21 protein-coding genes and 5 pseudogenes are annotated in these 23,227 nt (G+C 67.4%); 13 read left to right on the top strand and 13 right to left on the bottom strand.

What is annotated here, in order from left to right; genetic code table 11:
* Positions 1 to 140: 140 nt before the first annotated feature.
* Positions 141 to 644 (top strand): annotated as a pseudogene (locus ACFV3E_RS44525) (transposase family protein); the annotation flags it as partial.
* Here the strand turns inward: ACFV3E_RS44525 and ACFV3E_RS44520 are convergent.
* Positions 645 to 764, bottom strand: a pseudogene (locus tag ACFV3E_RS44520) (IS5/IS1182 family transposase); the annotation flags it as partial.
* Positions 765 to 901: 137 nt separating this feature from the next.
* Between ACFV3E_RS44520 and ACFV3E_RS44515 the strand changes: the two are divergent.
* Both ACFV3E_RS44515 and tpg read left to right on the top strand, forming a co-directional pair.
* A pseudogene (locus ACFV3E_RS44515) lies at positions 902 to 1,147 on the top strand (DnaB-like helicase C-terminal domain-containing protein); the annotation flags it as partial.
* Positions 1,148 to 1,305: 158 nt separating this feature from the next.
* Positions 1,306 to 1,841: pseudogene (gene tpg, locus ACFV3E_RS44510) on the top strand (telomere-protecting terminal protein Tpg).
* 17 nt (positions 1,842 to 1,858) lie between these two features.
* Here tpg and ACFV3E_RS44505 read toward each other — a convergent pair.
* From ACFV3E_RS44505 to ACFV3E_RS44495, 3 genes are all read right to left on the bottom strand, one after another.
* A complete protein-coding gene (locus ACFV3E_RS44505; RefSeq protein ID WP_500541970.1) occupies positions 1,859 to 2,719 on the bottom strand; it encodes a DivIVA domain-containing protein in 861 nt (286 codons plus the stop codon).
* Positions 2,720 to 2,805: 86 nt separating this feature from the next.
* Positions 2,806 to 2,997, bottom strand: coding sequence for a hypothetical protein (locus ACFV3E_RS44500; RefSeq protein WP_500541968.1), 192 nt, complete (start codon positions 2,995 to 2,997; stop codon positions 2,806 to 2,808).
* 272 nt (positions 2,998 to 3,269) lie between these two features.
* Positions 3,270 to 3,782, bottom strand: a complete 513-nt coding sequence (locus ACFV3E_RS44495) for an ATP-binding protein (RefSeq protein WP_500541966.1) — start codon at positions 3,780 to 3,782, stop codon at positions 3,270 to 3,272.
* A gap of 426 nt (positions 3,783 to 4,208) precedes the next feature.
* Here ACFV3E_RS44495 and ACFV3E_RS44490 point away from each other — a divergent pair, with 426 nt between their 5' ends.
* Positions 4,209 to 4,430: a hypothetical protein gene (locus ACFV3E_RS44490; RefSeq protein ID WP_500541964.1), complete on the top strand. Its 222-nt coding sequence runs from the start codon at positions 4,209 to 4,211 to the stop codon at positions 4,428 to 4,430.
* A 112-nt stretch (positions 4,431 to 4,542) separates the two neighbouring features.
* Here ACFV3E_RS44490 and ACFV3E_RS44485 read toward each other — a convergent pair whose 3' ends face one another.
* Complete coding sequence (locus tag ACFV3E_RS44485; protein WP_500541962.1) at positions 4,543 to 4,758, bottom strand: cold-shock protein; 216 nt, start codon at positions 4,756 to 4,758, stop codon at positions 4,543 to 4,545.
* Between the two features lie 337 nt (positions 4,759 to 5,095).
* On the opposite strand from ACFV3E_RS44485, the gene ACFV3E_RS44480 reads away from it, so the two are divergent.
* The 8 genes from ACFV3E_RS44480 (at position 5,096) to ACFV3E_RS44445 (ending at position 12,540) form a co-directional block, all read left to right on the top strand.
* Positions 5,096 to 5,680, top strand: coding sequence for a hypothetical protein (locus tag ACFV3E_RS44480; RefSeq protein WP_500541960.1), 585 nt, complete (start codon positions 5,096 to 5,098; stop codon positions 5,678 to 5,680).
* 239 nt (positions 5,681 to 5,919) lie between these two features.
* Positions 5,920 to 6,999 (top strand): peptidoglycan-binding protein, encoded by a 1,080-nt coding sequence (locus tag ACFV3E_RS44475; protein WP_500541958.1) that lies wholly within the window; start codon positions 5,920 to 5,922, stop codon positions 6,997 to 6,999.
* Positions 6,996 to 7,706, top strand: coding sequence for an ABC transporter ATP-binding protein (locus ACFV3E_RS44470; RefSeq protein ID WP_500541956.1), 711 nt, complete (start codon positions 6,996 to 6,998; stop codon positions 7,704 to 7,706). The genes ACFV3E_RS44475 and ACFV3E_RS44470 overlap by 4 nt, the downstream gene beginning before the upstream one ends.
* Positions 7,703 to 8,899, top strand: coding sequence for an ABC transporter permease (locus tag ACFV3E_RS44465; protein ID WP_500541954.1), 1,197 nt, complete (start codon positions 7,703 to 7,705; stop codon positions 8,897 to 8,899). Before ACFV3E_RS44470 ends, ACFV3E_RS44465 begins: the two co-directional genes overlap by 4 nt.
* Before the next feature lie 542 nt (positions 8,900 to 9,441).
* Positions 9,442 to 10,002 carry a DUF3152 domain-containing protein gene (locus ACFV3E_RS44460; protein ID WP_500541952.1) on the top strand — a complete coding sequence of 187 codons (561 nt, stop codon included), beginning with the start codon at positions 9,442 to 9,444 and terminating at the stop codon, positions 10,000 to 10,002.
* Positions 10,003 to 10,159: 157 nt separating this feature from the next.
* Positions 10,160 to 10,864, top strand: coding sequence for a response regulator transcription factor (locus ACFV3E_RS44455; RefSeq protein WP_500541950.1), 705 nt, complete (start codon positions 10,160 to 10,162; stop codon positions 10,862 to 10,864).
* Positions 10,861 to 10,989: a hypothetical protein gene (locus ACFV3E_RS44450; protein ID WP_500541948.1), complete on the top strand. Its 129-nt coding sequence runs from the start codon at positions 10,861 to 10,863 to the stop codon at positions 10,987 to 10,989. The genes ACFV3E_RS44455 and ACFV3E_RS44450 overlap by 4 nt, the downstream gene beginning before the upstream one ends.
* A gap of 75 nt (positions 10,990 to 11,064) precedes the next feature.
* Positions 11,065 to 12,540 (top strand): sensor histidine kinase, encoded by a 1,476-nt coding sequence (locus tag ACFV3E_RS44445; RefSeq protein ID WP_500541946.1) that lies wholly within the window; start codon positions 11,065 to 11,067, stop codon positions 12,538 to 12,540.
* 166 nt (positions 12,541 to 12,706) lie between these two features.
* Here the strand turns inward: ACFV3E_RS44445 and ACFV3E_RS44440 are convergent, their stop codons facing one another.
* From ACFV3E_RS44440 to ACFV3E_RS44410, 7 genes and pseudogenes are all read right to left on the bottom strand, one after another.
* The gene (locus tag ACFV3E_RS44440; protein WP_500541944.1) at positions 12,707 to 14,959 is read right to left on the bottom strand and encodes a DUF8189 domain-containing protein; all 2,253 of its coding nucleotides are present in this window, start codon (positions 14,957 to 14,959) and stop codon (positions 12,707 to 12,709) included.
* A 982-nt stretch (positions 14,960 to 15,941) separates the two neighbouring features.
* Positions 15,942 to 16,610: a recombinase family protein gene (locus tag ACFV3E_RS44435; RefSeq protein ID WP_500541942.1), complete on the bottom strand. Its 669-nt coding sequence runs from the start codon at positions 16,608 to 16,610 to the stop codon at positions 15,942 to 15,944.
* Between the two features lie 148 nt (positions 16,611 to 16,758).
* Entirely contained in the window at positions 16,759 to 17,127 is a 369-nt protein-coding gene (locus tag ACFV3E_RS44430) for a DUF1801 domain-containing protein (RefSeq protein ID WP_500541940.1), read from the bottom strand.
* A 99-nt stretch (positions 17,128 to 17,226) separates the two neighbouring features.
* Complete coding sequence (locus ACFV3E_RS44425; RefSeq protein WP_500541938.1) at positions 17,227 to 17,622, bottom strand: VOC family protein; 396 nt, start codon at positions 17,620 to 17,622, stop codon at positions 17,227 to 17,229.
* A 100-nt stretch (positions 17,623 to 17,722) separates the two neighbouring features.
* Entirely contained in the window at positions 17,723 to 18,262 is a 540-nt protein-coding gene (locus ACFV3E_RS44420) for a helix-turn-helix transcriptional regulator (RefSeq protein ID WP_500541936.1), read from the bottom strand.
* A 27-nt stretch (positions 18,263 to 18,289) separates the two neighbouring features.
* A pseudogene (locus ACFV3E_RS44415) lies at positions 18,290 to 19,060 on the bottom strand (recombinase family protein); the annotation flags it as partial.
* A 12-nt stretch (positions 19,061 to 19,072) separates the two neighbouring features.
* Entirely contained in the window at positions 19,073 to 19,216 is a 144-nt protein-coding gene (locus ACFV3E_RS44410) for a hypothetical protein (protein ID WP_500541934.1), read from the bottom strand.
* A gap of 463 nt (positions 19,217 to 19,679) precedes the next feature.
* On the opposite strand from ACFV3E_RS44410, the gene ACFV3E_RS44405 reads away from it, so the two are divergent.
* The gene (locus ACFV3E_RS44405) at positions 19,680 to 21,017 is read left to right on the top strand and encodes a sensor histidine kinase (protein WP_500541932.1); all 1,338 of its coding nucleotides are present in this window, start codon (positions 19,680 to 19,682) and stop codon (positions 21,015 to 21,017) included.
* Positions 21,018 to 21,429: 412 nt separating this feature from the next.
* Here the strand turns inward: ACFV3E_RS44405 and ACFV3E_RS44400 are convergent, their stop codons facing one another.
* A complete protein-coding gene (locus tag ACFV3E_RS44400; protein WP_500541929.1) occupies positions 21,430 to 23,040 on the bottom strand; it encodes an ISL3 family transposase in 1,611 nt (536 codons plus the stop codon).
* Positions 23,041 to 23,227: the final 187 nt, after the last annotated feature.

Here is a 23,227-nt window from a genome sequence, read left to right as displayed (position 1 = left end):
CACCAGGCACTTCACCACCACGCCAGCCCCGTCCCTCAAGTCGATTCAAGCGACTCTGCCGAACCCTGACCGACTGAAGATCACCAACAGCATCCATTCGGTGGTGACGGAGAGTTGTGAGGGTCGTTGATTTTCATGTGATGGGTGTCAACGAGCTTGTGCAGATGGTGTTTTCGGGCCTGTCTCCGCTGGTCGTGGAGGATGTGGCCGACGGGGGTGAGCGGATCGTGGTTCGGGCCCGGACGCCGTTGGATACCGCGGTCTGCCAGGTGTGCGGAGCCTCGTCGGGACGGGTGCACGGATATCACTGGCGGACGGTGGCCGACGTTCCGGTGGACGGTCGGCGGGTGGTGGTCCGTGTGCGGGTGCGGCGTCTGGTGTGCCCCACGCGAGGCTGCCGTCACACCTTCCGCGAACAGGTGCCCGGGGTGCTGGAGCGATACCAGCGACGCACGGCCCGGCTAAACAGGCAGGTCAAGGCCGTGGTCAAAGAGTTAGCGGGCCGGGCGGGATCACGTTTGCTGGCGATACTCGCGGTAGGCCTGTCCCGTCACACCGCCCTGCGCACCCTGCTGCGCATCCCCTTGCCCACCGGGCGGACGCCCCGGGTGATCGGCGTCGACGACTTCGCCCTGCGCCGGCGGCGCACGCCGTCCCCGGCGGGTGCCGATCGCGGCGCGGTGGTCGTGCAGCAGCCGGGCCAGGTGCTCGGCCGTGGACCGGCGGACATCAAGCACGGCGGTGTATGTGACACTGGTCGGCACGTGAGGCCCCTCGGTCGGATCTTTCTGTCGCAAGATCGTTCCTACCAGGGGCCTTACGGCTGCCCGGACTTGGGGACGGCAGGGGCACAGCACAACCCAGCGATCACAGCGAGCGACGACCCGTTACCGGGAACGGCTCACTGTCCCAGCTCAACCGCGGACCCGAACAGCGCGCCGACAAGACCCCGGCCATCTCGGACCTGCGCGAATCCGGCTCGATCGAACAGGACGCCGACATCGTGATCCTGCTGCACCGCGAGGACGCCCACGACAAGACCTCGCCCCGCTCCAGCGAGGCCGACCTGATCGTGGCCAAGCACCGCAACGGGCCCACCGCGACCATCACCACCGCCTTCCAAAGCCACTACGGCCGGTTCGTGGACACGGTCGCCGGCCATTGGCCCGCAGGACGGCCCCACGGCCTGCTGATGGCCGACAGCCACCCGGATGGCACAAACTGTCATCCAGGGCCATGATCGGCCGTCAGCGGGCCGTATAGACGATCACGCAACAACCCTTCGGAAGGAGCCCACCGGTGGGAATGCTGGGGGACAGCCTCGACAAGGCCGTGCAGGGCGCGTTCACCCGCGCGATCCCGAAGTCGGCCCCGCGCGGATGCGTTACCTGGTCAAGCAGCTCAAGGGCACCAAGGCGGTTGCCCAGTTGCTCGGGATCTCGCAGCGGACTGTGGAACGCTACGTCAAGGACCAGATCAAACGCCCTCGCGCGGACCTCGCCGCCAAGATGGAGCGAGAGGTGCGTCCGCAGGTTCGCGCGAGGGCGAAGCGGGCCGCGGCGACCACTGGCGGGATCGTCATCGACACCCGGGCCCGGTGTGGTTTCACCGCCGCACCCGGCTCCACCGACGACGGCCGGCTGCGTCTGATCACCCAAGCTTTGCCGCCGGCGTACGCGGCCCGTCTCTTCGAGGCCCAGGATGCCGGGGCCGGCGAGCAGCAGCTCCGCGCGATTGCAGCCGAGGGCCTGCAGGAGATTTACTTCCGTGACCGCGGCCGCCGCGCGGCCGGGCTGGAGGTGGAGTTTACCGACATCGACTACATCGACTTCGAGCTGTAGACGGCTTGGCTGGGTCGTCAACCCGTGGTTGTCCGGCCGATGCCGGAGAGCGATGACACGGCGGGCAGCGCGGTGGGGCACGCCGCGCTGAGCTTTGCTTGGGAGCGTGATGGCCGTAGCGGTGTCGGAGTGTGCGTGGTCGCCGCTGGCTTGATGGCGGGGGATATTCGGCTGCTGACTCGTGCGGTAACGCCGGACAGGGCCGGGGTGCGTGATGGGGCGAGGGTGTCGTCGGCCTGGTGTTCCATCTGACGCAGTTGTGCTTGGAGGTAGGCGGTCAGCCGGATGCGGTACTCACGTTCGAAGCCGTGTAGGTCCTTGATCTTGTGCTGCAGTGCGGCTTGGGTGGATTTCAGTGAGTTCGTTGCCAGGCGGTGTTTTGCCTGTGCGTTGTGCTCCAGGGCGTCGGCCTTGGCCCGGGCGTCACGCTGCAGGCCCTGGGCTTGGGTGCGGGCCTCGCCGACGATCTGGCGGGCTTGAGTGCGGGCTTCGGCGACTGCTAGGTCAGCGGTCTGTTGGGCCAGTGCCAGTAGGCGGGCAGCGCTGCCACTGCCGACCTCGGGCACCGACTGCTGGCTGAGGGCACTGGCTGTGAGGGCGGGGTTACCGTTGGAACCATGCGGGGGATGCTGGGCCCGCTCCGCTGGCGTCGGGCTGCCAGTTTCGTGGGCCTCCTGCCGTTCCCGGCCAGGCTGAGGGACGCCCGATAGGGCCTGGGTTATCAGCTCGACGTGCAGTTCCTCGTTGATGCGTTGCAGCCGGATCAGTTCTGCTTCGGCCTGGTGGAGGAAGTCGTTTACCTCTTTTTGGCTGTAACCTTCGCGGAGGTGGACGGTGGCGAAATTCGCGTTCCGCACGTTCTCAGGGGTAAGCGCCATCGAGTTACCTCAACTTATTCATGGTCGATTCCAACGGGTCCAGTAATTTCAACGCATGGGGTTTCGGGCTCGGAGATCCTCTGTGGTTAGCCGAGCCAGCGGGTGAGGCGTAGCCGGGTCCAGAGCAGGCTGGCGGCGAAGGAGAGCAGGGCGGTCCCGGTCACCAGGAGCGTGATCGTGCCGGCGGCGCGGAGGCCCCGGTCGTCCCGGTTGCGGGACTGGGGCAGGGGGCGGGGGCGGTGGTGGTGGTCATTGGCTGGGTGGAGATCGGTGGTCACTCCCGGTCGTGCTGGCGGAGTCCGGCCGGGGTCCGGCCGCGATCCTCGCGAGGTATAGCTTTACCGCACAGGAGGCGTCTGTTGCCGCATGGTGTGGGGCTGGCAGCGCTACGGCGGCAGAGAAGCGGGGGATGCGTCGGGGGCGGGGCCTGCGGTGCGCTCGGCGCCAATGGCCCCGCCCCCGAATTTCGGCCTACCGCCGGACGGTTGGCGGCGGGCCGGCCCCGACCCCCTGTCAGGGAAGGGGTCGGGGCAGTTCGAAGATTCGGCCGTCAAGCCGCTTCCCAGGCGGGCAGGCGAGCCCAGTGGGTGGCCCGGCCGCCGGGGTAAGTGCGGGTGCCGTGGCCGGTGGTCAGGGTGTCGACGATGTCCAGGCCGCGGCCATGCTCAGCCCCCGTGCACGAGGTTGTCCAGCCGCCGTCGGTTGCGGCGGGACCGCCGTCGGTGACACCCACCCACACCTGCCGCCCAGCCGGTTCCCGATGCAGGTGCAATATCACCGGTGGTTCGGCGTGCTCGACTGCGTTGGTCACCAACTCGGACACCACCAGCACCACCGACTCCGCCGCATCCGCACCCACCTGCCAGCCATCCAAGACGGCGCGGATGACCCGGCGTGCCGCACCCGCGGCCTCCGGCCGGTGCTCCAGCACCCAAGAACCGTCACCATCACCGCCGGCTGACACCGGCACGCTGCACAGCACCGCCGCAGCGTCACGGTGTTCACGAAAGGCGTACGCGGCCCAGACCCGGCGCTCCAGGTTCCCGACGGTGGCGTACATCATGATCACTTCCCGGCGCCGCAAGCCTGCGGCCTCATCGATCCGAACGGTCTGGCAGAGGCCGCGAACTCCGTCGTTCCCAAGAACCCGTGGCCCCTACCGACCACCCTGCTCCCCACCCCACCGACCCGCCTGAGCAACCACTACCCAAACCGGACAATCGCGCCAAATTTGCCGCATGGAAGGCTCGTGCTGATCACGTCATGCCCGCCGACTGGGGATTCCTGCAGCAACGGGAGCGGCGACGGTGCGGTGCGGCACTGGTGGCGGCGTTCGTTGATGATCTGCACGACGGGTTTGCTGGGGCCGCGTGCGACGCTGGAGTCGTGACCGGAAAGTACCTCCGGAGCGTGCCTGCGCGGCCACTGCGGGTTACGGGCCGGTTCGGCATTCCTGGCCACCGCAGGCATCTGCGCCCTGGAGCGCTGCATGAGCAACTTTTACATCGAGCACTACATCGACAACCTGTTCATCATCGGACCCGAAGCGGTGAACTGCACTGGCGAGGTGCGCTTTGGCATGCGCCACGGGCCTGGGGTACACCTCAGCAACACCGAGGCCCGTGAGCTGGCAACGGCGCTGACCGCGGCGGCCGACAAGGCGAAAGAACGCGCCGAATCCCTCGACTACCTGGAAAGACGGATGCCGTAGGCAACCTCGTGGCTCTGCTCCCCGGGAGCCGCGGTCGCAACACCGCGACCCTGGCCCAGGTGGTGCCTTGGCGGTGCCTCGTCACTGTGTTGCGGCTTCGAGCCGCAGATCGTCAGGAAGGGCGTTGGAGGGGGACGACCTGGTCGGCTTGCGGACCCTTGGGGCCTTGCGTCACCTGGTACTCCACCCGCTCGCCTTCGGAGAGCTCCTTGTAGCCGACGGTCTGGATGGCGAAGGAATGGACGAACAGATCGGGGCCGCCGCCGTCCTGCTGGATGAAACCGAAACCCTTCTCAGCGTTGAACCACTTCACCACGCCGGTCGCCATTCTTGCTGCCCCTTGTGCCCGCTGGTCCATGCGCGTCACGTTGCCGCGCTGCCGTGGGCTGCCCGGTGAGCACGGTCACGAACATTTCGTTCTTCTCTGAGGGGGCCAGCCGCTCCGGGGCTTCCAGCCTGTTGCTGCGATGATGAGTTCCAGCTCGGGGGTAGGGCCCCTTCGTGCGAGCGTTCCGGCACCCGGTTAGGAGCTGGGCGGTTCGTCCGAACAGGTTTTTGATGGGTTCTTCATCAGTTCTTCATCGCGTTTCTTCTACCGTCGCACGCGGCGGAACGCGAGCGGCGTGGCTGCGCTGACGCCCTTGATGGAGTGGTGAGGATCCTTGATGAGTCAACGACTTTCTGGTCGGATTTTCCTGGTTGCTGTGGCGGGTGTGCTGGCTTTGGCGGCAACGGGCTGTGATGGCGGCGACGATGCGCCGACGGTGGCGTCGGCCGCAGCGGCCAGTGCTTCTTCTGGCGTGTCGGAGAAGAAGAGTGAGCCGGATTCTGAGGTGGCTCGCTATGTCGAGAGTCAGCGGAAGGTTGTCGCGTGCCTGCGCAAGGAAGGGGTGGATGTTCCTGACCCGGATGCCAAGGGGCAGGTTGACTTCAGTGTCCTTGGGAACTGGAAGCAGGACCCGACGGCTTCTAAAGCGATGATCAAGTGTCAGCCGCTCGGCTTGCCGATGCCCGAGAGCCTGACGCAGGAACTGGAACCGGAAGCTTCGGCGAAGGAGCGGAAGCAGAACCAGACCTACGCGACGTGTATGCAGGACAACGGAGCCCCGGACTTCCCCGACATCGACGAGAAGGGCAACTTCAGCGACGCCCAGTGGAACTCGACGACGGCCGCGGCCAAACACGCCGAGCAGGTCTGTTACAAGAAGGCCTACGGCGTTGACCTGTCCACGACCGCTCCCCGGGGCTGAGGGGCAGGGCGTCGATGGAAACAGCGAAGGAAACGCAGGCCCTGGATGGGCCGGAGGACCCTGGGTCCGGCCGGGTTCGGCGTGGTGTGCGACGCAGGCGGGGGCCGTGGGCAGTGGGCGCGGCGGCTGCTGTGGTGGCGGCCGTGACGGCGGTGGGGGCGTTGGGGCTGGGTGGGAGAGGGGACGATCCGGAGGGTGCAGTGCGTCCTGGGGGGACGGTGCGGGTGGCCAGGGGCACTGTGGCTGAGGAGACTGAGGTCAAGGGTGATCTTGGTCATGGCCCGGAGGTTCCGCTGCTGGTGAAGGCGACAGGGACAGTGACCTGGCTTCCCGAGCGGGGTGCGACGTTCCGGCGCGGTCAAGCGGTTCTGCGGGTTGATGATCGTCCTGTGGTGCTGCTGTACGGGGTTCTGCCGATGTACCGGGATCTGGGAGTGACGGCGCCTGGCAGCGGCCAGGGCGACAGTGCCCAGAGCGGTGGCCCTGCGGAGGGCGGTCCGGCTGGCGGTGACAGCCAACCTGACGCGGCAAGCAGCCCGAGTGGGACCGGCGGGGGGCCGGGGCAGACTGCCGGGCCATTACGGGGGGCGGATGTCCGGCAGTTCGAGCAGAATCTGAACGCTTTGGGCTATGCGGACTTCACGGTGGATGACACGTTCACCGCGAAGACAGCCGTGGCTGTCAAACGCTGGCAGAAAGATCTGGGATTGCCGCAGACGAGTGTCGTGACCAGGGCGGATGTCGCCTATGCGCCCGGGCCGATCCGTATCGCCCGCACCAACGTCCGGGTCGGGGCGGACGCCACGGGGGAGGTCCTCAGCTATTCCAGTACGTTGCGGATGGTGACGGTGGACGCGTCGGCTGGGGACATGGCCTGGGCGGAGCGGGGTACGGCGGTCACTGTCGAGCTGCCGGGCGGTCCTTCGGTGAAGGGCACGGTGTCCAGTGTGGGCGTGGATGCCTCGCCCGCCGCGGGCGGCGATACGGGCGTCGGTGGAGAGAGCGGGGGCGCGGAGGGTGCCACGATACCGGTGGTGATCACCTTCGCGGACCAGAAGGCGCTGGGCCGGCTTGAGAGCGGGCCGGTGACGGTCCGGTATGTCGGCAGGGAACGCAAAAACGTCCTGACCGTGCCCGTTGTCGCGTTGGTCGCTCTGGCCGAGGGCGGCTACGGCCTGGAAATCGCGGACGATGCCAGCACCGGTAAGGACGGTGCCGGCAGGTACGTGGCGGTGACGACAGGACTGGTCGCGGACGGCAAGGCGGAGGTCAGCGGCCCGGGCATCCACGAGGGTATGAAGGTCAGGATCCCCGAATGACCCCTGTCGTGGTGTTCGAGGAAGTCTGCAAGACCTATCCCGGTGGCGTTGCCGCGGTGCGGGACGTCAACCTGCGGATCTGGTCCGGCGAACTCGTCGCGGTGGTCGGCCCGTCCGGCTCGGGGAAGTCGTCCATGCTCCATCTGATGGGGACCTTGGACCGGCCCTCCGCCGGGCGCCTGATGATCGACGGCCATGAGGTGTCCCGGTTGTCGGATCGTGAGATCTCGGCGCTGCGCGCCCAGCGCATCGGATTTGTCTTCCAGCAGTTCCATCTTGCAGTAGGTGTTCCGGTGCTGGACACGGTGGCCGATGGTCTGGTCTATGCGGGGGTGTCGATGCGGGAACGCCGCCGCCGGGCAGCGCAGGCTTTAGCTCAGGTGGGCTTGAGTCATCGGGCTGATCATCTTCCTCATCAGTTGTCGGGAGGTGAGCGGCAGCGGGCCGCTGTGGCCCGGGCGGTGATCGGCAAGCCGGCCCTGCTGCTGGCCGACGAGCCGACCGGCAATCTGGACTCGGCATCGGGAGCGGCCGTGCTGCGTCTGCTACGGGACCTGCACATGGCGGGCACCACCGTCGTGGTGATCACCCATGACCGGGAGATGGCCGCCCAGTTCGACCGCCGGGTCGAGATGCGCGACGGACGGATCGTCGCCGACACCGGCACCGCCGGGAACACGGCGATAGCGACAGAGGAGGGACAGTGAGCCGGAGTTTACGGCCAGCGCGGCTGCGGCCGGCGGACATCGTGCGTCTCGGCGGGACGGGGCTGCGAACCCGGCCACTGCGGGTGTTCCTGTCGGCACTGGGCATCGCGATCGGCGTCGCGGCGATGATCGCCGTGATCGGGATCTCCTCCTCCGGCCAGGCCGAGGTCGACCGCAGACTCGACAAGCTGGGCACGAACCTGCTGCGTGCCGCACCGGCCAAATCCGACGACGGCACCCTGGCCCAACTGCCCAAGGAAGCAGTCGGCATGGTCAAGCGCATCGGACCGGTCCAAAGCGCCGCGCAGACTGCCGTCATCGGCAAGGCCAAGGTCTACCGCAACGAGCACATTCCCATCGGGCGGACCGGCAGCATCGACGTGGTCGCCGTCGACAAGGGCCTGCTGCCCGTCGTCGGCGGGCACGTCCGCACCGGTACCTGGCTCACACCCGCCACCCAGAAATTTCCCGGAGTGGTGCTCGGTTCTACAGCCGCGCAGCGCCTGGGCATCCACACGCCCGGCACCCGGGTACGGATCGGCGAGACGTGGTTCTCCCTGGTCGGCATCCTGCAGCCGGTGCCTCTCGCGCCGGAGATCGACAGCTCGGCACTGGTCGGCTGGCCCGCCGCACAGACGTACCTGGATTTCGACGGCCACCCCTCAACGATCTACGTCCGCGCCCAGGACAGCGCGGTAGTGGCCGTGCGGGACGTCCTCGCGGCCACCGTCAGCCCCGGACACCCCCAAGACGTGCTGGTATCCCGGCCCTCGGACGCGCTGGCCGCCCGCGAAGCCACCGAATCCACCCTCACCGGCCTCCTGCTCGGCCTCGGCGCAGTAGCCCTCCTCGTCGGGGGTGTCGGCGTGGGCAACACCATGGTCATCTCCGTCCTGGAACGCCGCGGAGAGATCGGACTACGCCGGGCGCTGGGTGCCACCAGCGGCCAGATCCGCAGCCAGTTCGTCACCGAAGCCCTCCTGCTGTCAGCCCTGGGTGGCCTGGGCGGCACCGTCCTGGGCACCGCCATCACCGCCGGCTTCGCGGCCTTCCGTGGCTGGCCCACCCAAGTACCCTTCTGGGCCGCCGCCGCCGGCATCACCGCCACTCTCATCATCGGCGCCATCGCAGGCCTGTATCCAGCGATCAGAGCCGGACGGATGGCGCCAGCCCAAGCCCTCTCAGGCCCCTGACCTGGATCACTGGGCCATGCGGCTCAGTCCAGCCGAATCGACTCAACCAACCCTGTGATCGCAAGCGCATGTCTGCCTCCGCCATGGCATGAAGGCGAAAGCGCCATCCGTTGTGACTCCTGCCGGTCTCGACAGCAGCACACCCGCCAAGCCTGTGGCCGCCGGACAGCCGCGCTCACAAAAGCGAGAACATGGGGCGGCTACCACGAGGAAGTTATGACAAACGGCCGAAAGGAGCAAGGCCATCAGCACACGAACCCACCACGACTCCCGCGCCAGGCCGCCAGCGCACCACACGGCCGCGTCACCATGCCCCAAGGCGGTCGAGGGTAGGCGCGGCAACGCTCTGTGCAGTCGTCTGTGTCGGCGCGGCCGTGACGGTGTACACGCAGAAGGACGGCCACCTGGCCGGCCCTCACTCGACCACGCATGCGCTCACCCTTCCGCAACCGCAGAACTCGACAAAGGCATCCCGACCAGTTGAGAAGACACCGTCGGCGCCTCCTACCCCGCCGTCGGCGAAGCCCAGCAAGCCGGAACCGATGAACGGCAACGGGATCTTCACGACCGCCACCGCTGAAGGCCGCGCTGTCGGCACCGGCGTCATCCGTCGCTACCGCGTCCAGGTCGAGGGCGGTACAGGCATCGACCCGGAGGATGCCGCTGCCCTGATCAGCAGCATCCTGGCCGACAAGCGCGGCTGGACACGCGACAGGAGAAACGGCTTCCAGCTGGTCTCTTCCGGCGCGTATGACTTCGCCGTGAAGATTGCCTCACCTGCAACCGTCGACAGGATCTGCGGCGCCGCCGGCCTGAACACCCACGGCGAAGTGAACTGCAACGTCGGCCGCCAGGTAATGGTCAACGCCAAACGCTGGCAAACCGGCTCACCGCGCTTCACCGGTCCGCTGGACGAATACCGGGCAGTGATCATCAACCACGAGGTGGGCCACCGGATAGGCCACGGCCACGAGGGCTGTCCCGGCCAGGGCAAGCCCGCCCCCGTCATGATGCAGCAGATCTACGGCCTCAAAGGCTGTACTCCCAACGCCTGGCCCTATGCCACCGACGGCACCTACATCAGCGGACCACCCATTCCCTGAACCTCAGGCACAGGCGCGATCTCGAACGACAGACCCGCCGCTAGACGTCATCAGACACAGAACGGTGGTGGCCGGCGTGAAGACGCCGAGTACGGCTTACTCGCGAAGCAACGACCTATGACTTGCAGGCTTGAGCCCCCGAAGGGAGGAACCAGCATTGAGCCCCCGCATTCTGGTCGCCGAGGACGATGAGATGCAGGCCCGCCTCATCCGCGTCTACCTGGAACGGGAAGGAAACGTCGTCCAGGTCGTTCACGACGGCCGTTCGGCGCTGGAGCGTGCCCGCTCCACGCGCCTCGATCTGATCGTTCTGGACGTGATGATGCCCCTCGTCAGCGGCCTGGACGTCTGCCGCATCCTACGCGCCGAAGCCTCTCGGATACCGATCCTGATGCTCACCGCCCAAAGCACCGAGACCGACATGTTGCTGGGCCTGGACCTCGGCGCCGATGACTACATCACCAAGCCCTACAGCCCACGGGAACTGGCCGCACGTATCCGGGCACTGCTACGCCGAACGGCAGAGCCTGGACCTGCCGGGCCCTCCGTCTTGACGGTCGGAAACCTGGAAATCGACCCAGCCCGTTTTGAGGTGCGCTTAGCCGGCCAGCCCGTGGCACTGACCGGAAAGGAGTTCCACATCCTGAGGGTGCTGGCGAGTGAGCCCGGGCGGGTGTTCACCCGGGTACAGATCATCGACCAGGCCTTCGACCTCGAGCAGGACGTCCTCGCCCGCACCGTCGATGTCCACGTGATGAACCTGCGGCACAAGCTCCGCCAGATAGCCGGCGGCACACGGTACGTGGAGACGGTCTACGGCCGCGGCTATCGCATGCTGGATCAGCGCGGTACGGGCCGATGAGTTTCCGGCTGCGGGCACTGACCTTGTTGATGTTCATCGCACTTGCTGCCAACACCGCCACCGCGTGGCTCACCCTGCGCCAGGCCGCCACCCAGGTCCGTGAAACGGCGGCCGCGCAGCAGTAGGACGTCACCCTCATCACCACCCAGCTACGCGCATATGGGACCAGGCACGTCACTTGGGACGGCGTCTCGAAGGTCGTGCGCCAGCTGGCGAGCCGCACCCACCAGCGCATCCGACTCACCGAAGCCAGCGACGGCTACCTGGTCGCTGACTCCGACCTGCTGACCGGCCGGGACCCCCGCGAGGCAGGCCCTGAGCCGCCGCTGCTGATCGACCCACGCCCAGACCTGACCTTTCCTGACAACATGGTCACCAGGGGCATGCTCAAGCTCACCGCTGCGGCGATCGCAAAATACCACACGGAGGCGCTCTACGCCTCGTGCCTCAACGCCGACGTCATGGACGCCACGACGAAGATCGATCCGTTGGGTATCCCGGAGGTTGTCTCCACACCACACGGCAGCCTGGCCCAAAAATGCAAGCGCCAGCCGTATCCCGACGCAGATTTCAACGCGGCGATCACGAGGGTGCAGGCCTGCCTCACCGTGGCCCGGCCGGACGGATGCCTGCAGCGGGCGTTCGAGCAAGAGATCGTCGATGTCGCGCCACCGAAGCTGCAGCTCCAACTCGGGGCCATGGATGAATCCGTACCCGTCCTGAAGTCGACGCCGACCATCCTAGTGGCGGCCGGCGTCGTCGCGGCGGTGACGGCCGGTGCCCTGCTGCTGAGCAGGACAGTGCTGCGGCCCGTACGCGCGCTGACCCACGCCTCCCGCGAGGTCGAACAGGGAAACCTCGCACTCCGCGTCCCCGTGTCGGGCCGGGACGAGATCGCACAACTCGCCAGGGCCTACAACCGGATGGCCGCCTCTCTACAGGCAAGCGAAGAGCGTCAGCGCCGTCTCATGGGCGACATCGCCCACGAACTACGCACCCCGCTCGCCAACCTGCGCGGTTACCTCGAAGCACTACGCGATGGCGTCCTCGAGCCCAGCCCCGGCCTGCTGCATTCCCTGCACGACGAAGCCGTGCTCCAGCAGCGAATCGTCGATGACCTGCAGGACCTGGCACTGGCCGAAGCCGGTGCTCTCAGCTACCACCGCACCCGCATCGACCTGCGTGAACTCCTGCAAGCCTGCCACACCGCACACCATCACCAAGCGCTCTCCACCGGCCTGACCCTTGAACTGAGAGCCCACGAGACAGCCTGGGCCGACGGCGACTGGGACCGGCTACGCCAGGTACTCAGCAACCTCGTCACCAACGCGATACGCGCAACCCCTCCAGGCGGAACCATCAGCCTGGCCTTCTTCCCAGTCGGTGACCTCGCGGCCATCCAGGTCACCGACACCGGCACGGGAATTGCCACAGAGGACCTGCCCCACCTCTTCGATCGCTTCTGGCGGGCAGACCCCGCCCGGGGCCGCACCACCGGCGGCACCGGCCTCGGCCTGTCCATCACGCGCCGAATCATCACCGACCACAACGGCACGATCACCGTAGAGAGCACCGTAGGAGTCGGCACAACCTTCACCATCAGCCTTCCCACACGGCCCCGGACTCCTATCCCTGACCCACGGTGCACAGTAGTGGTCCGCTCTCAGACAGCGTGACGACGAAAGTGACACCCCGTGCACGACGACCTCGGCGGCCGTCAGGCCGCCGAGGTCGTTTCGCCTCGCCCCGTCGACAAGCAGAACGTCGACTTCGTATACAACTCCAGCGTCGCTCAACAGGGTGTCGCACGTTGGGGTCATGCCTGACCAGGCAGGGGCCTGGTCAGGGGCGGAGGGTGATGCCGGTGATCTGGGTCCATCCGCCGAAGCTGGTGGAGTTCACAGCGGTCTGCTGGGACTGCCAGACGTTGCCGAGGTTGTCCACCCCGACCAGGCGTACCAGGTTGTTGCTGGTGTCGGTCTGGGCCGAGATGTCACGCAGGGTCTTCTGCGGAAGCGCGCTCCAGTTGGTCCAGCTGGTAGAGCCGACCCCGTTCTGAACACGGACCCAGGGGTTGCCGCCGGTGTCGACGCCGGTCAGCAGCAGCGTGCCGTTGCTGTTCTTGGCCGCGGAGATGTCCGCCATGGCGAAACCGGGCAGGGTGGTGAAGAAGGTCCAGTTATCGTCGGTGGAACTGGTCTGCATGGCCTGCCGCACCCGGCCGGCGTCATCCGTACCCAGCAGCTCGATGCGGTTGTTACCGTCGGTCTTCGCGGTGATCGACCGCAGCTTCTGCCCCAAGTCGTTCCAGCCGCCCCAGCTGGTGGAGTTCGCTCCCAACTGGTTGCGACGGTAGGTGTTGCCCTGCTGGTCGGTGGCGAACATTTGCAGCCGGTTCGAGGCGTTGTGTGCCATGTCCACCCGGGTCACCGGGCTGCCGCTGGGCGTGGCGGGCGCTGTGGAGAAAAGCGACCAGGTCGAGGAGCCGGGCGAGGTCTGCGAGCGGTCTCCCACCTCACCAGTGGCAGCGATAACGGCCATCTCGACCCGGCCGTCGGCGTTCAGCCCGGCACCGGTCGACTTCCCGGTAGTACCGGAAACAAGCGGCACCGACCACGAGCCGCTACCCACGGCGGTCTGCGTCTGCTGGGTCAGATGGCCCTGCTGGTTCACGCCCAGCAGCATCAACCGGCCATCGTTGGTCGATGTCACCGTCTCGGAGTCACCGTCCGTCAACACTGCTTCCTGCGCGGTGGACAGCAGCAGATTCGGCGAACCCCCAGCCGCCAGACCAGGGACCACCGTAGACCGCTTGGTCACCAACGCGGTACGGATCTGCGCCGGCGACGCACTCGCAAACTCTGGCGCCCCCAACAGCAACGCCGCCGCACCCGCCACATGCGCCGCAGCCAGGTGCGTGCCACTGTCGAGGACTTGCCCGCCACCGATCCCATCCGTGATGATCTGGTCACCCGGCGCCCACATCGTCAGGCATGGACCGAAATCCGAGAACGCCGCACGCGTGTCTGCCTGTGTGGTCGCACCCACATAGATTGCGTCAGGCGCTGCCCCACTGCTTCGGACGCAGTTGGGCTGAGCGCTGTCGCCGGAGGCCGCGACCACGGCGATACCCGCGACGAACGCCGACTCCTGGGCATTGATGTACTCATTCGCCACACTGGGGTCACAGGCGTGCACGCCGTCGGGGAAAACACAGTTATCCTGAAGATCGAACATGATCAGGGCGGGCTTGGCCGCGTTGTTGATCACCCAGTTGAAGCCGTCCTGGATGGACGTGGCAGTAGCGACCGCGTTGCAGCCGAAGACGCGCACCGCCACCACTTGGGCTTTCTTCGCCACCCCGGCGGTGGTGCCGGCGATGACGCCGGCTTCCGCGGTGCCCTCGCCAACGCAGTCGGCGGAAGTGCTCTGGTCATTGACGAAGTTCGGACCCAGCGTGACCCGGCCCGCCAGATCGGGCTGGTTCGGGTCGATTCCCTCGCTGATGGAGTAGACGCGGACGCCTTGGCCGGCGGAGTCGTCGTAGCTGTAGTGCTGGTCCAGCGGCAGGGCCTTCTGGTCGATCCGGTCCAGCCCCCACGACGGCGGCGTGTTCTGCACCGCCGCCGGCGTAATATTCGCTCCTGCGCTGGCCGTAGTCGATGCACTTGAGTCATCCACCACAGCCCGAGAACGGCCAGCAACAGCGAGTCGCTTGGCCGCAATGGGTTTGTGGGCCACACGCTCATCCTGAGTGACGTGGTCCACGGCCGGATCGCCGGCCAGTTTTTCGGCCTGGGACGCGGACATGTTCACGGAGAAACCGTGCAGGGCGGTCCACACGTGCCCGAGCTTGCCGTGGTACTTGGCGCTCAACACCTTCGCGGAGTGGTCAACGTCCTGCGCGTGCAGAGCACTGCCGTTCTTCAGCATGACGATATAACTGCCGGGAATGGCGGCCTTCGACTTTGCGCCCCGCACGGCGTGCGCGGACGCAGGCCCGGAAGCCGGCGTTGCAGCCGCTATGCCCGAGGTGAGCAACACGGTCGCGGCGGTCAAAACCGCCGCCGCGACCTGTCTTCCTCTGCTTAACATCACACAATCTCCCGAATTACCACAAAGTTAGATATATGCACCGTTTCGGTTCTTGCGGCTGAGGTCTGACGGGCAGGACCCAGCCACTCCAGCACAGATTGCCTGTGTTGCCCGGGCATTCGCGTGAGCAGTAGCAACTCATCAAGCCCGCGATCGGGATGTCTCCGCGCAGACTGTTCGCCACGACGGCGCCTGACGCGGCAAGCAGCGCGGAACGTCGTCAGCTCCGACGCCAGGTACAGGCACTGCCGACTCTGCCGCACGGGCCGCGCCCGCAGCCCGTTGCGATGCCTGGAGCCGCTCCGAGTCCACGCGACCAACGCCGGTCCCGGGTGGCCGGGCACACCCAGCAGCGACGGCTCACAGGACGGGTCCTGACTGCCCCAGCAGACAAAGCCCCAGATGACCACCGCACCGGGCAACCCTGTCAGCAGCCCGACCGCTACGCCACCCCACCGAGGGAGCTCCGCAGGGTCGGGGCCAGCCGCACCGCACGCTCATCAGGCGGCAGTGACGGCCCGGCCGCCACGGGAGATCAGGTGGCGGCCGGGTGCCCTGGCGCCCACGGGAGGTGTTACCTCAGGACACGAGGTAGAGCAGTGCCCGTTCATCATCATCCCGCAGGCACCACTCCTGCCCGCTGTCCTATCCGACAGCAACCCATGACAAGGCGGAACAGCAACCACTACTCATCGGCACTGGCAAGTCGTCTCAGACCTGCCGGCAGGAGAATCTCCAGGTTGGAGTTCCGGGAGCGGGGAGCAGTCGGCCGCGGAGGGGAGGAAAACGGACGATCTGCCCGTTTGCAGCTGGGGGCGGAGATGGGAGCCCGGCGCTAACGCGGCCCGTCTTCGCCCTACTCGGCCGGGTTGTCACCCGGCTCCTGGTCACCCTCGTCGGTCCAGGCCGAACGGGCCGGGCTCGCCGTGGACGTCGGCGCCGAGGAGGAGCGCACCGCCCTTGGTGCGGTGTGGGCCGGGGATCATCGGTTGCCGCCTTCAAGTTGGGCGGGGATGCGGCTGGCGCGCAGGTCGCGCAGGTCGGGGATGTGGTTGTAGAGGGTGCCGGGGTTGACGCCGAGCACCTTGGCGATCGAGGTGATGGAGTGCTCGGGGTTGGGTAGCAGGTCCCGGGCCATCCGTAGGATTTTATCGTCGACCACGGTGGGCCGGCCGCCGACCTTGCCGCGGGCGCGGGCTGCGGCCAGGCCCTCGTGGGTGCCGGAGACGATGAGCTCGCGGATGAACTCCGCCAAGGCGGCGAAGACGTGGAAGACGAGCCGGCCGCCGGGGGTGGTGGTGTCCAGGTTCTCGTGTAGCGAGGTGAAGCCGATCTCGCGGCGGCGGAGGTCGGCGACCATGTTGATCAGGTCCTGCAGGGACCGGCCGTAGCGGTCGAGCGAGGGGACCACCAGGGTGTCGCCGGCGCCGAGGAAGGTGTGACACGCCTTCAGCTCGGGTCGCAGGTCGTTCTTGCCGGACTTCTTGTCCGTGAAGATCTTGCGACATTGGGCCCGGGTGAGGGCATCGATCTGCCGGTCGAGTTTCTGCCCGCCGGTGGACACGCGTGCGTATCCGATGCGGATCCCGGTGCGGACGGCTGGCTCGGCGACCAGGAGTTCGAAGGCGTCGGGTTCCAGTGGCGTGCTCACGCCCCGAATCCTGTCAGAAAACGGTCCTTCGAGGTATTTGAACGACTCGGATTGTTGAAGGAGTTTTTGAAGGCTCTGGGCGCTTTCCGGGCCTCCATGCGGCGATCTTCAGATAATGTTGGTTATTTGAACGAGGCGGCGGACGCAACTATGCGCACCGGTGATCGATTGCTGCGTCGATCAGGTCGATGATCTGGTCTGCCGGTACTTGATCAGGTTGGTCGATCACTACGGAACGGCCGCGACGCCCGGTTCCGGTGAGGATGTGCGATGGGTCGGGAAGGTCGTCTCCGTGTTCGAAGAACAGCTTGACGATGCGCTTGTGGGGGAAGATGCCGCAGATGTAGCCGACCTCTGGGTGTCGATAGCCAATCCCGTGCCAGCCGGGCCAGACCTTCTCGCTGGCGTCGGGAACGGCGGATTTCACCAGGCTTCGCAGCCACAGAGCAGCTGCGACTACGTCCGAGGTGTGGTCCTGCAGGAGCTCTTCAACCGTGAGGTCGCCGTTCGCCGGCATGCCCATCTCCTCGGTATTTCGTGGTGGAACCAGGTGTCGCGTGCCCAGTTGAGTGCGCTCTGGCGGGAGGTGTTGTGCCCCGCCCGCCAGAGCGCGTGGTCATGCAGAGGAAGAGGAAGGGGGAGAGAACACGCCGAACAGATTGCCGGCGGGGTCGCGCAGGTAAGCATTGGCAGGCCCGTTGTCGGATGCGGCGTGCTGCACCACTACCGTGCCGCCGAGCTGCTCAACCGCGACACAGACCCCGGCGACATCGCGCACCGCGATGGAAAACACCGCGTGAGCCGGGGCAGTACCACCCGTTCCCAGAATGCCTCCCACCGGAGCGCTGCCGCCTGGCGTGGTGATCAGCCGGTAGTCCATCCCTGCCTCATCACTATGCTCATCAGCGGCTACCCGCCAGCCGAACACCTCGCCATAGAAACGTTGGGCACCGTCCGGATCGTCGGTGGCGATCTCAAACCAGGCGACGGTTCCGTACGCGGGCGCAGTCATGATCGTCTCCTCAAGAGTGGTCACCCGCACGAGCGGGCACTGCGGCCATCTCCGTCCTCGTCGACGACAACCCCATTTCGGTGTTTATGAGTGACGTGAGTCACTCCCAGACTGGAGTTCGGGCCGTAAGCCCAGGCACGGACAGGTCGGGGACAGGATCCCGGTCCGAAAGCACTTCCGAAGTGAGGGTGGCGGAAAGCACCCGATCGAGTCGGAAGGCCCGCGTGTCCTGCCGCAGCCGACACCAACCGGTCAGGTACCAGCCCTTCGGCCCTGCTACCAGCAACTGCGGTTCCACCTCGCGAACCGTTTGCTCACCGCCGCTGTCCGTGTACGTGATCCGCACAACCCGGTGCTGCTGCACCGCCTGCCGCACGGCCTCGGCAATGACCGTCTTCACGGAGGAGGCAGCAGGAGGAAGCAGCAGACGCACACTGGCGGCGAGCCCGTGAGCCTGCTGAGCTGCCGTGACAGGCATGGCTGCCATGAGTTTGCGCAGCGCACTCCGAGCGTCGCGAGCAAACGGGGTCTGGTCCGCGTGGCTGAGCACCACGGCCACGGCCACCGCCTCGCCCGGAGTGAAATTCAACGGCGGCAAGGTCATCGCCTTGTCCAGCAGGTATCCGGCCTCGGGGAACATCGGTACAGCGGTTATCGGTGAGAACGATCATGGTTCGGTCGGCGGGAGGGCGCTGACCCGGTTCTCGTACTCACGGCGGGCTTTGCGCTGGGCCGGGACCATGGGGACGCCCTGGGCGCCGTCGAGGGGCTGGCAGCGGGCGAGGAGCTGGCGGTGGACCGCTGGCGCGGCCGTGACGCGAAGGGTGTAGCCCTGGCCGCGCCGCACGGTGACGCCTTGGTCGAGCGCGACTCGCTCGGCGGGCCCCAGTTCGGTGGCGCGGAGGAAGTCGGCGACCTTGCCCGGCATGTCGAGGGTGACCGGCAACTCTGGGGCGGGGGCATCCTGCTCGATGGCGGTGTGGTCGGGCATGAGGTCGGCGACAGCCGTGCGGATGGCGCCGCGGCTGACGCCGTGGTCGCGGGCGAGGGCGGCGATCGGGCGGCCCTCCAGGTAGGCGGTGCGCACGGTGTCGGTCTTGTCGGCCGCCACGGCGGGGCGGCGCCCACCCTTGCTGCCCTTGGCCTCGGCGGCGCGCAGTCCGTCGTAGGTCAGCTCGCGCTGGAGGTCACGCTGGAGTTCGCCGGCGGCGGCGAGGGTCTGCACCATGAACTTCACGGTGGACAGCAGCTCGCCGGTGCGCGGGTGGCGGGCGGTGAGGCCCATGGCGGAGAACGCGCCGTCGTGGATGCGCAGGGCGAGGCGGCCTGTGTGCAGGACGTCGAGTACGTCGAGGATGTGTCCGGTGCCGCGCACGAGACGGAACATCTCGGAGATGTGCACGGTGTCGCCGGGCCGCGCGTGGTCGAGGAGCGCGCGGAATTTCGGCCGCTAGAGGGGGTGGAGGCGGCTGGAGGTGCCCGGGTCCTCCTCGAAGACGACCGGGTCCTCGATCCCGGCCTCCTCCAGGACGAGGTTCTGCCGGGCGGTGGACTGCTGGTCGGTTGAGACCCGCTTGTAGACCAGGTTCGCCACCGAGGGCCCCTTCCATGCGGAGGATCGGACCCTATCTGTCGTCAAACCCTGTCATCAATGACCATCGGATCTGATTGGATCGACGACGCCCTTAAGTCCCGTAATGTCCGGATTCATTGGACGCGTCGGCCGCCTGTCGGCAAACAATCGTTTGACGACAGGCGGGCACGGCTTGATCAGACCGCCCGCGCCCATCGAGCTGACGGCGGGCTGCCCCAGCCGGTCCGGAGGTGGAACACTTCGGCGCGTGTCTACGTCCGGGTGGGCGCGGGAACGACCCTGGTAAGACTGATCGGCTTCATGCCGAGGTCCCCGCTGCGCTGGCGCGGCCTGCTCACCGCGCAGGTGGCCAAGCTGGGCGGTGAGCAGGACTGATGTCGGTTCGGCACGGCCTGCAGATCCTCGCGGCTGACGCCGGCGGGCGTCGGGAAAGCTTGGGGCGCAGCGGCATTATGCTGGGGGAATGGTTGAGTCGTTGCCTTCCGCGGTCGCGGGTCGGTGGCGGCAAAGCGCTGGGTTTATCGTTCGCGTCGGGCGTCGTACGCTCGTGGAATCGCTGTATCTCGTTACCGCGCCGTTGAGCGCCGGGGTCGGTCTGTTGCTGGTGGTCGGCGGCTTGTGCGTCGGAATGGTCGGTTCGTTGTTGCCGAGCGGGTCGCCCGTCGCGGCCCGGGCTCTGACGTTGGCGCGGTGGCCCGGCGACCTGGAGTGGTGGCGGATCGGCCAGGTGCGTTCCCGGGCCGGCGGGGCGCGGGACGCCGGCTGGCGGCCGAGGTCGAAGGAGACAGCCGACGCGGCCGACCCTGGGCTGTGGCTCGACTTGGCGCACGCGGTGATGGTGCTCCCCGTTGTACTGGTCACCTCGGTGGTGACTGTGCTGTGGTGGTTCGCGGGAGTCGCGACCGCCACGTACCCGCTGCGCAACCAGGTCGCGCCCGGGTCGCTGCGGCCCATGACCCTGTACGCGGACAGCGACCAGTCCCACATCGCCTTGAGTCTGGGGCTGACGTCGCCGGCCGAGCGGCTCGCCTTCGCGATCACACTCGCCGTGCTGGCGCTGTTCACCCTGCCGCTGGTGACCCGGGTATGCGTCGCGGCCCAGGCCGGTCTCGGAAAGACGCTACTGTCCAACATGTCCGCGTTGCACCGCAGGATCAGCGGGCTGGAGCAGGAGCGCGACACCGCCCGCGCGCAGGCCGTCGCAGCGGTGACGGCCGAAGCCGCCGCCCTGCGTCGACTCGAACGCGACATCCACGACGGGCCCCAGCAGCAGCTGGTCCGTCTGGCGATGGAACTGGGACGCGCACAGCATCACTTCGACCGCAATCCGGAGCTCGTCCGGGTCGCACTCGCCGACGCGGTCATCCAGACTCAGCAGGTGTTGGACGAGCTGCGGGCCCTTTCACGAGGCATCGCCCCGCCGATCCTCACCGACCGAGGGCTGCAGGAGGCGCTCTCCGCCCTGGCCGCGCGCTGCGTCGTCCCCGCCGAGCTCGACGCCAGTCCCATCAGCCGTCGGCTGGACGCCGCCGTCGAGACGGCCGCGTATTTCGTGGTCGCCGAGGCGCTGACGAACGTGGCCAAGCACAGCCACGCCCGCCGGTGCACGGTCGGAATGCGCCACGCCGAGGGAGTCCTGCGGGTCTGGGTGACGGACGACGGGGTGGGCGGAGCGGCCTTGGCCAAGGGACATGGACTGCAGGGGCTGGCCGACCGGGTGCAGGCGGTCGGCGGCCGCCTACGCGTCAGCAGTCCCGAGGATGGTCCGACGACGGTCACCGCGGAGCTGCGATGTCGCTGATTTCGGACGAGACAACGCCTGAAACACCACGTGGAGCACAGTCGGCTCCTGCGGCCCGGGATCCGCTGCGGATCGTCGTCGCCGATGACGCGGTGCTGCTGCGTGAGGGCCTGGGCCTGCTGTGCGACCGCCCCCGCGCAGCCGCCTGGCATTCGTGTGTAGCGGGCCAGCTCTTCGATCACCGTCGCGCACACCGCGCGCTGATCCGGCCGGTCCTGCGGTCGCAACGGCGAACAGAACAGGGCCTGTGCCCATACCCGGACCACCAGCTCGGCCAAAGACCCGGCAGCAACCCGCCGACCCGCATCGCCCATCGTGACTCACACCTGTCGGCGGTCTCTGAACCTGGGTTCTGGATCACTTTCCGTGCTGGGGCCACGGAGGGTCACCGAAACCGCGATCATGAACTGCCTCACGCGGCGAGGAGGACTCGTTTGCGCAGGAGGTCGAAGTTGGCACGGCCGAACATCTGTCGTTTCAGCATTTTGATCTTGTTGTTGTGTCCCTCGACTGCGCCGGAGCTGTAGGGCAGGCTGAGGCCGGCGACCACGGCGTCGAGGTCCTGGCCGAGGCCGTTGACGAAGCTGTGGAGGGTGGGCAGGTCGTCGCTGCGGATGTCGTTGATCCACTGGCGGAGTCGGCCGCCCTGGCGGTGGGTCATCAACTCGGCGAAGGCGCGGACGTGGCCAACTGCCCGGTCGAGTTGGGGGCAGCGGGCGAGGATCTCCTTGAGCTGCTGGGTCTGGTTGGTGCTCAGGTGGTCGGGGTGCCGGGTGATCCAGCTGGTCACGTCCCGGACCGAGGGCGGTTTGCGGGGCGGAGCCGCCTGGGGGAACGCTTCGCGCAGCTGGCGGACGTAGCGTCTGACGACCATGATGCCGCCTGGGTAGCCGCGCTCGCGGAGTTCCTGGAACAGCTGGGTGGCGTTGGTGTGGCCTTCCTGCCATCGCTGATGGAGGTAGGGCTTGTGGGGATCGAGGATGCTGGTGCGGCCGGTCCATTTGCCGACCAGCAGCTCATCGGGAGTCGCAGCCTGGGCGAGGCAGCGCACGGTGTTGCGGGCCAGGCCGAGCCGGCGGGCGATGGGCCGCTGCCCGAGACCTTGGTCGAGCAGGGCGTGGACGGCCTGGTGCTGTTCACGGACCCGGTCCGAGAGCCGGCCGGACCGGCGGGGCTCGTCGGACGGCGTCACCGTCAGCTGGGCGGTGTCTGGCGGCGGGACGGTGTGCGAGGGCGTTTGGCCTTGCGGTTCGCGCAGCAGGGCCCGGTGGCCGATGACGGTCTTCTCGACGGCCTCGACGAGGTTGTGCCAGATGTGCCAGCGGTCAGCGACGTGGACAGCGTCGGGCGCCCCGAGCCGTCCAGCTTCGGCGTAGGCAACGGACCGATTGCGGCAGATCACCTCGACACCGGGATGGTCGGCGAGCCACGCGGCAACCGTCTCCACTGTCCGGTCGGGCAGCAGATCGACCGGCCGACGCGTCTCGATGTCCACCAGGATCGTGCCGTAGACATGTCCCTTGCGCAGGGCGAACTCATCCACCCCCAGCACCCTCGGTGTCGTCGACGCCGGCTCGGGCAGCGCGCGAATCAACCGCAGGAGCGTGGATTTGCTTGGCGTGACCGCCAGCACGCGCGCCAGGCGGGCGCCGGCCCGGCCCGCCAGCATCAGCGCCACCTGCTGGAGCACCCCTTGCAAGCCGACGCTTCGCCGCCCATAACGGAAGGTCAGCCCCTCGATCTGCTCGACGAACGTCGCCCGCGGGCACCGCTGGTTACGGCAGCGGAACCGCCGGACCCGTAACTCGATCACCACGCCACGGCCACCGGCCGCACGGTCGGCGAGCCGTCGTACATACCCGCTGTGCACACGGCTGGTTGCCACCCCGCACCCTGGACATCGGGCCTGCTCCGATACAGCACGAGCCCGAAGGATCACGAACTCGCCGTCCAGCAGCGCGTCTTCGATCACCACACCCTCGACCTGGTGGCACCACAGGTCGGCCAGGACCACATCACCCATGGCCGTTCATAATCGCGGTTTCGGTGACCCTCCGTGGCCCCAGCACGGAAAGTGATCCAGAACCACGGTTTCACAGCACGCCGACAACATCCCTAGTAGTGCTTGGTCAGGTCGGTATTGGGGTGGGTATGTCGCGGTGGCAGGTGGGGCAGGCGCCGGTCCAGGTCGCGAGGAGGATCTGCAGGTC

The organism is Streptomyces sp. NPDC059718 (assembly GCF_042733315.1).
GTDB lineage: Bacteria > Actinomycetota > Actinomycetes > Streptomycetales > Streptomycetaceae > Actinacidiphila.
Note: the sequence above shows the minus strand (reverse complement) of the source record. Positions and strands in the feature narration are given on the sequence as shown.

Coding starts and splice junctions, on each gene's coding strand:
- ACFV3E_RS44460 (WP_500541952.1), top strand. CDS start 9,442: ATGAACGGCAACGGGATCTTCACGACCGCCACCGCTGAAGGCCGCGCT.
- ACFV3E_RS44450 (WP_500541948.1), top strand. CDS start 10,861: ATGAGTTTCCGGCTGCGGGCACTGACCTTGTTGATGTTCATCGCACTT.
- ACFV3E_RS44490 (WP_500541964.1), top strand. CDS start 4,209: ATGAGCAACTTTTACATCGAGCACTACATCGACAACCTGTTCATCATC.
- ACFV3E_RS44505 (WP_500541970.1), bottom strand. CDS start 2,719: ATGGCGCTTACCCCTGAGAACGTGCGGAACGCGAATTTCGCCACCGTC.
- ACFV3E_RS44480 (WP_500541960.1), top strand. CDS start 5,096: ATGAGTCAACGACTTTCTGGTCGGATTTTCCTGGTTGCTGTGGCGGGT.
- ACFV3E_RS44430 (WP_500541940.1), bottom strand. CDS start 17,127: ATGCCGGCGAACGGCGACCTCACGGTTGAAGAGCTCCTGCAGGACCAC.
- ACFV3E_RS44470 (WP_500541956.1), top strand. CDS start 6,996: ATGACCCCTGTCGTGGTGTTCGAGGAAGTCTGCAAGACCTATCCCGGT.
- ACFV3E_RS44425 (WP_500541938.1), bottom strand. CDS start 17,622: ATGACTGCGCCCGCGTACGGAACCGTCGCCTGGTTTGAGATCGCCACC.
- ACFV3E_RS44420 (WP_500541936.1), bottom strand. CDS start 18,262: ATGTTCCCCGAGGCCGGATACCTGCTGGACAAGGCGATGACCTTGCCG.
- ACFV3E_RS44400 (WP_500541929.1), bottom strand. CDS start 23,040: ATGGGTGATGTGGTCCTGGCCGACCTGTGGTGCCACCAGGTCGAGGGT.
- ACFV3E_RS44495 (WP_500541966.1), bottom strand. CDS start 3,782: ATGATGTACGCCACCGTCGGGAACCTGGAGCGCCGGGTCTGGGCCGCG.
- ACFV3E_RS44405 (WP_500541932.1), top strand. CDS start 19,680: ATGGTTGAGTCGTTGCCTTCCGCGGTCGCGGGTCGGTGGCGGCAAAGC.
- ACFV3E_RS44440 (WP_500541944.1), bottom strand. CDS start 14,959: ATGTTAAGCAGAGGAAGACAGGTCGCGGCGGCGGTTTTGACCGCCGCG.
- ACFV3E_RS44485 (WP_500541962.1), bottom strand. CDS start 4,758: ATGGCGACCGGCGTGGTGAAGTGGTTCAACGCTGAGAAGGGTTTCGGT.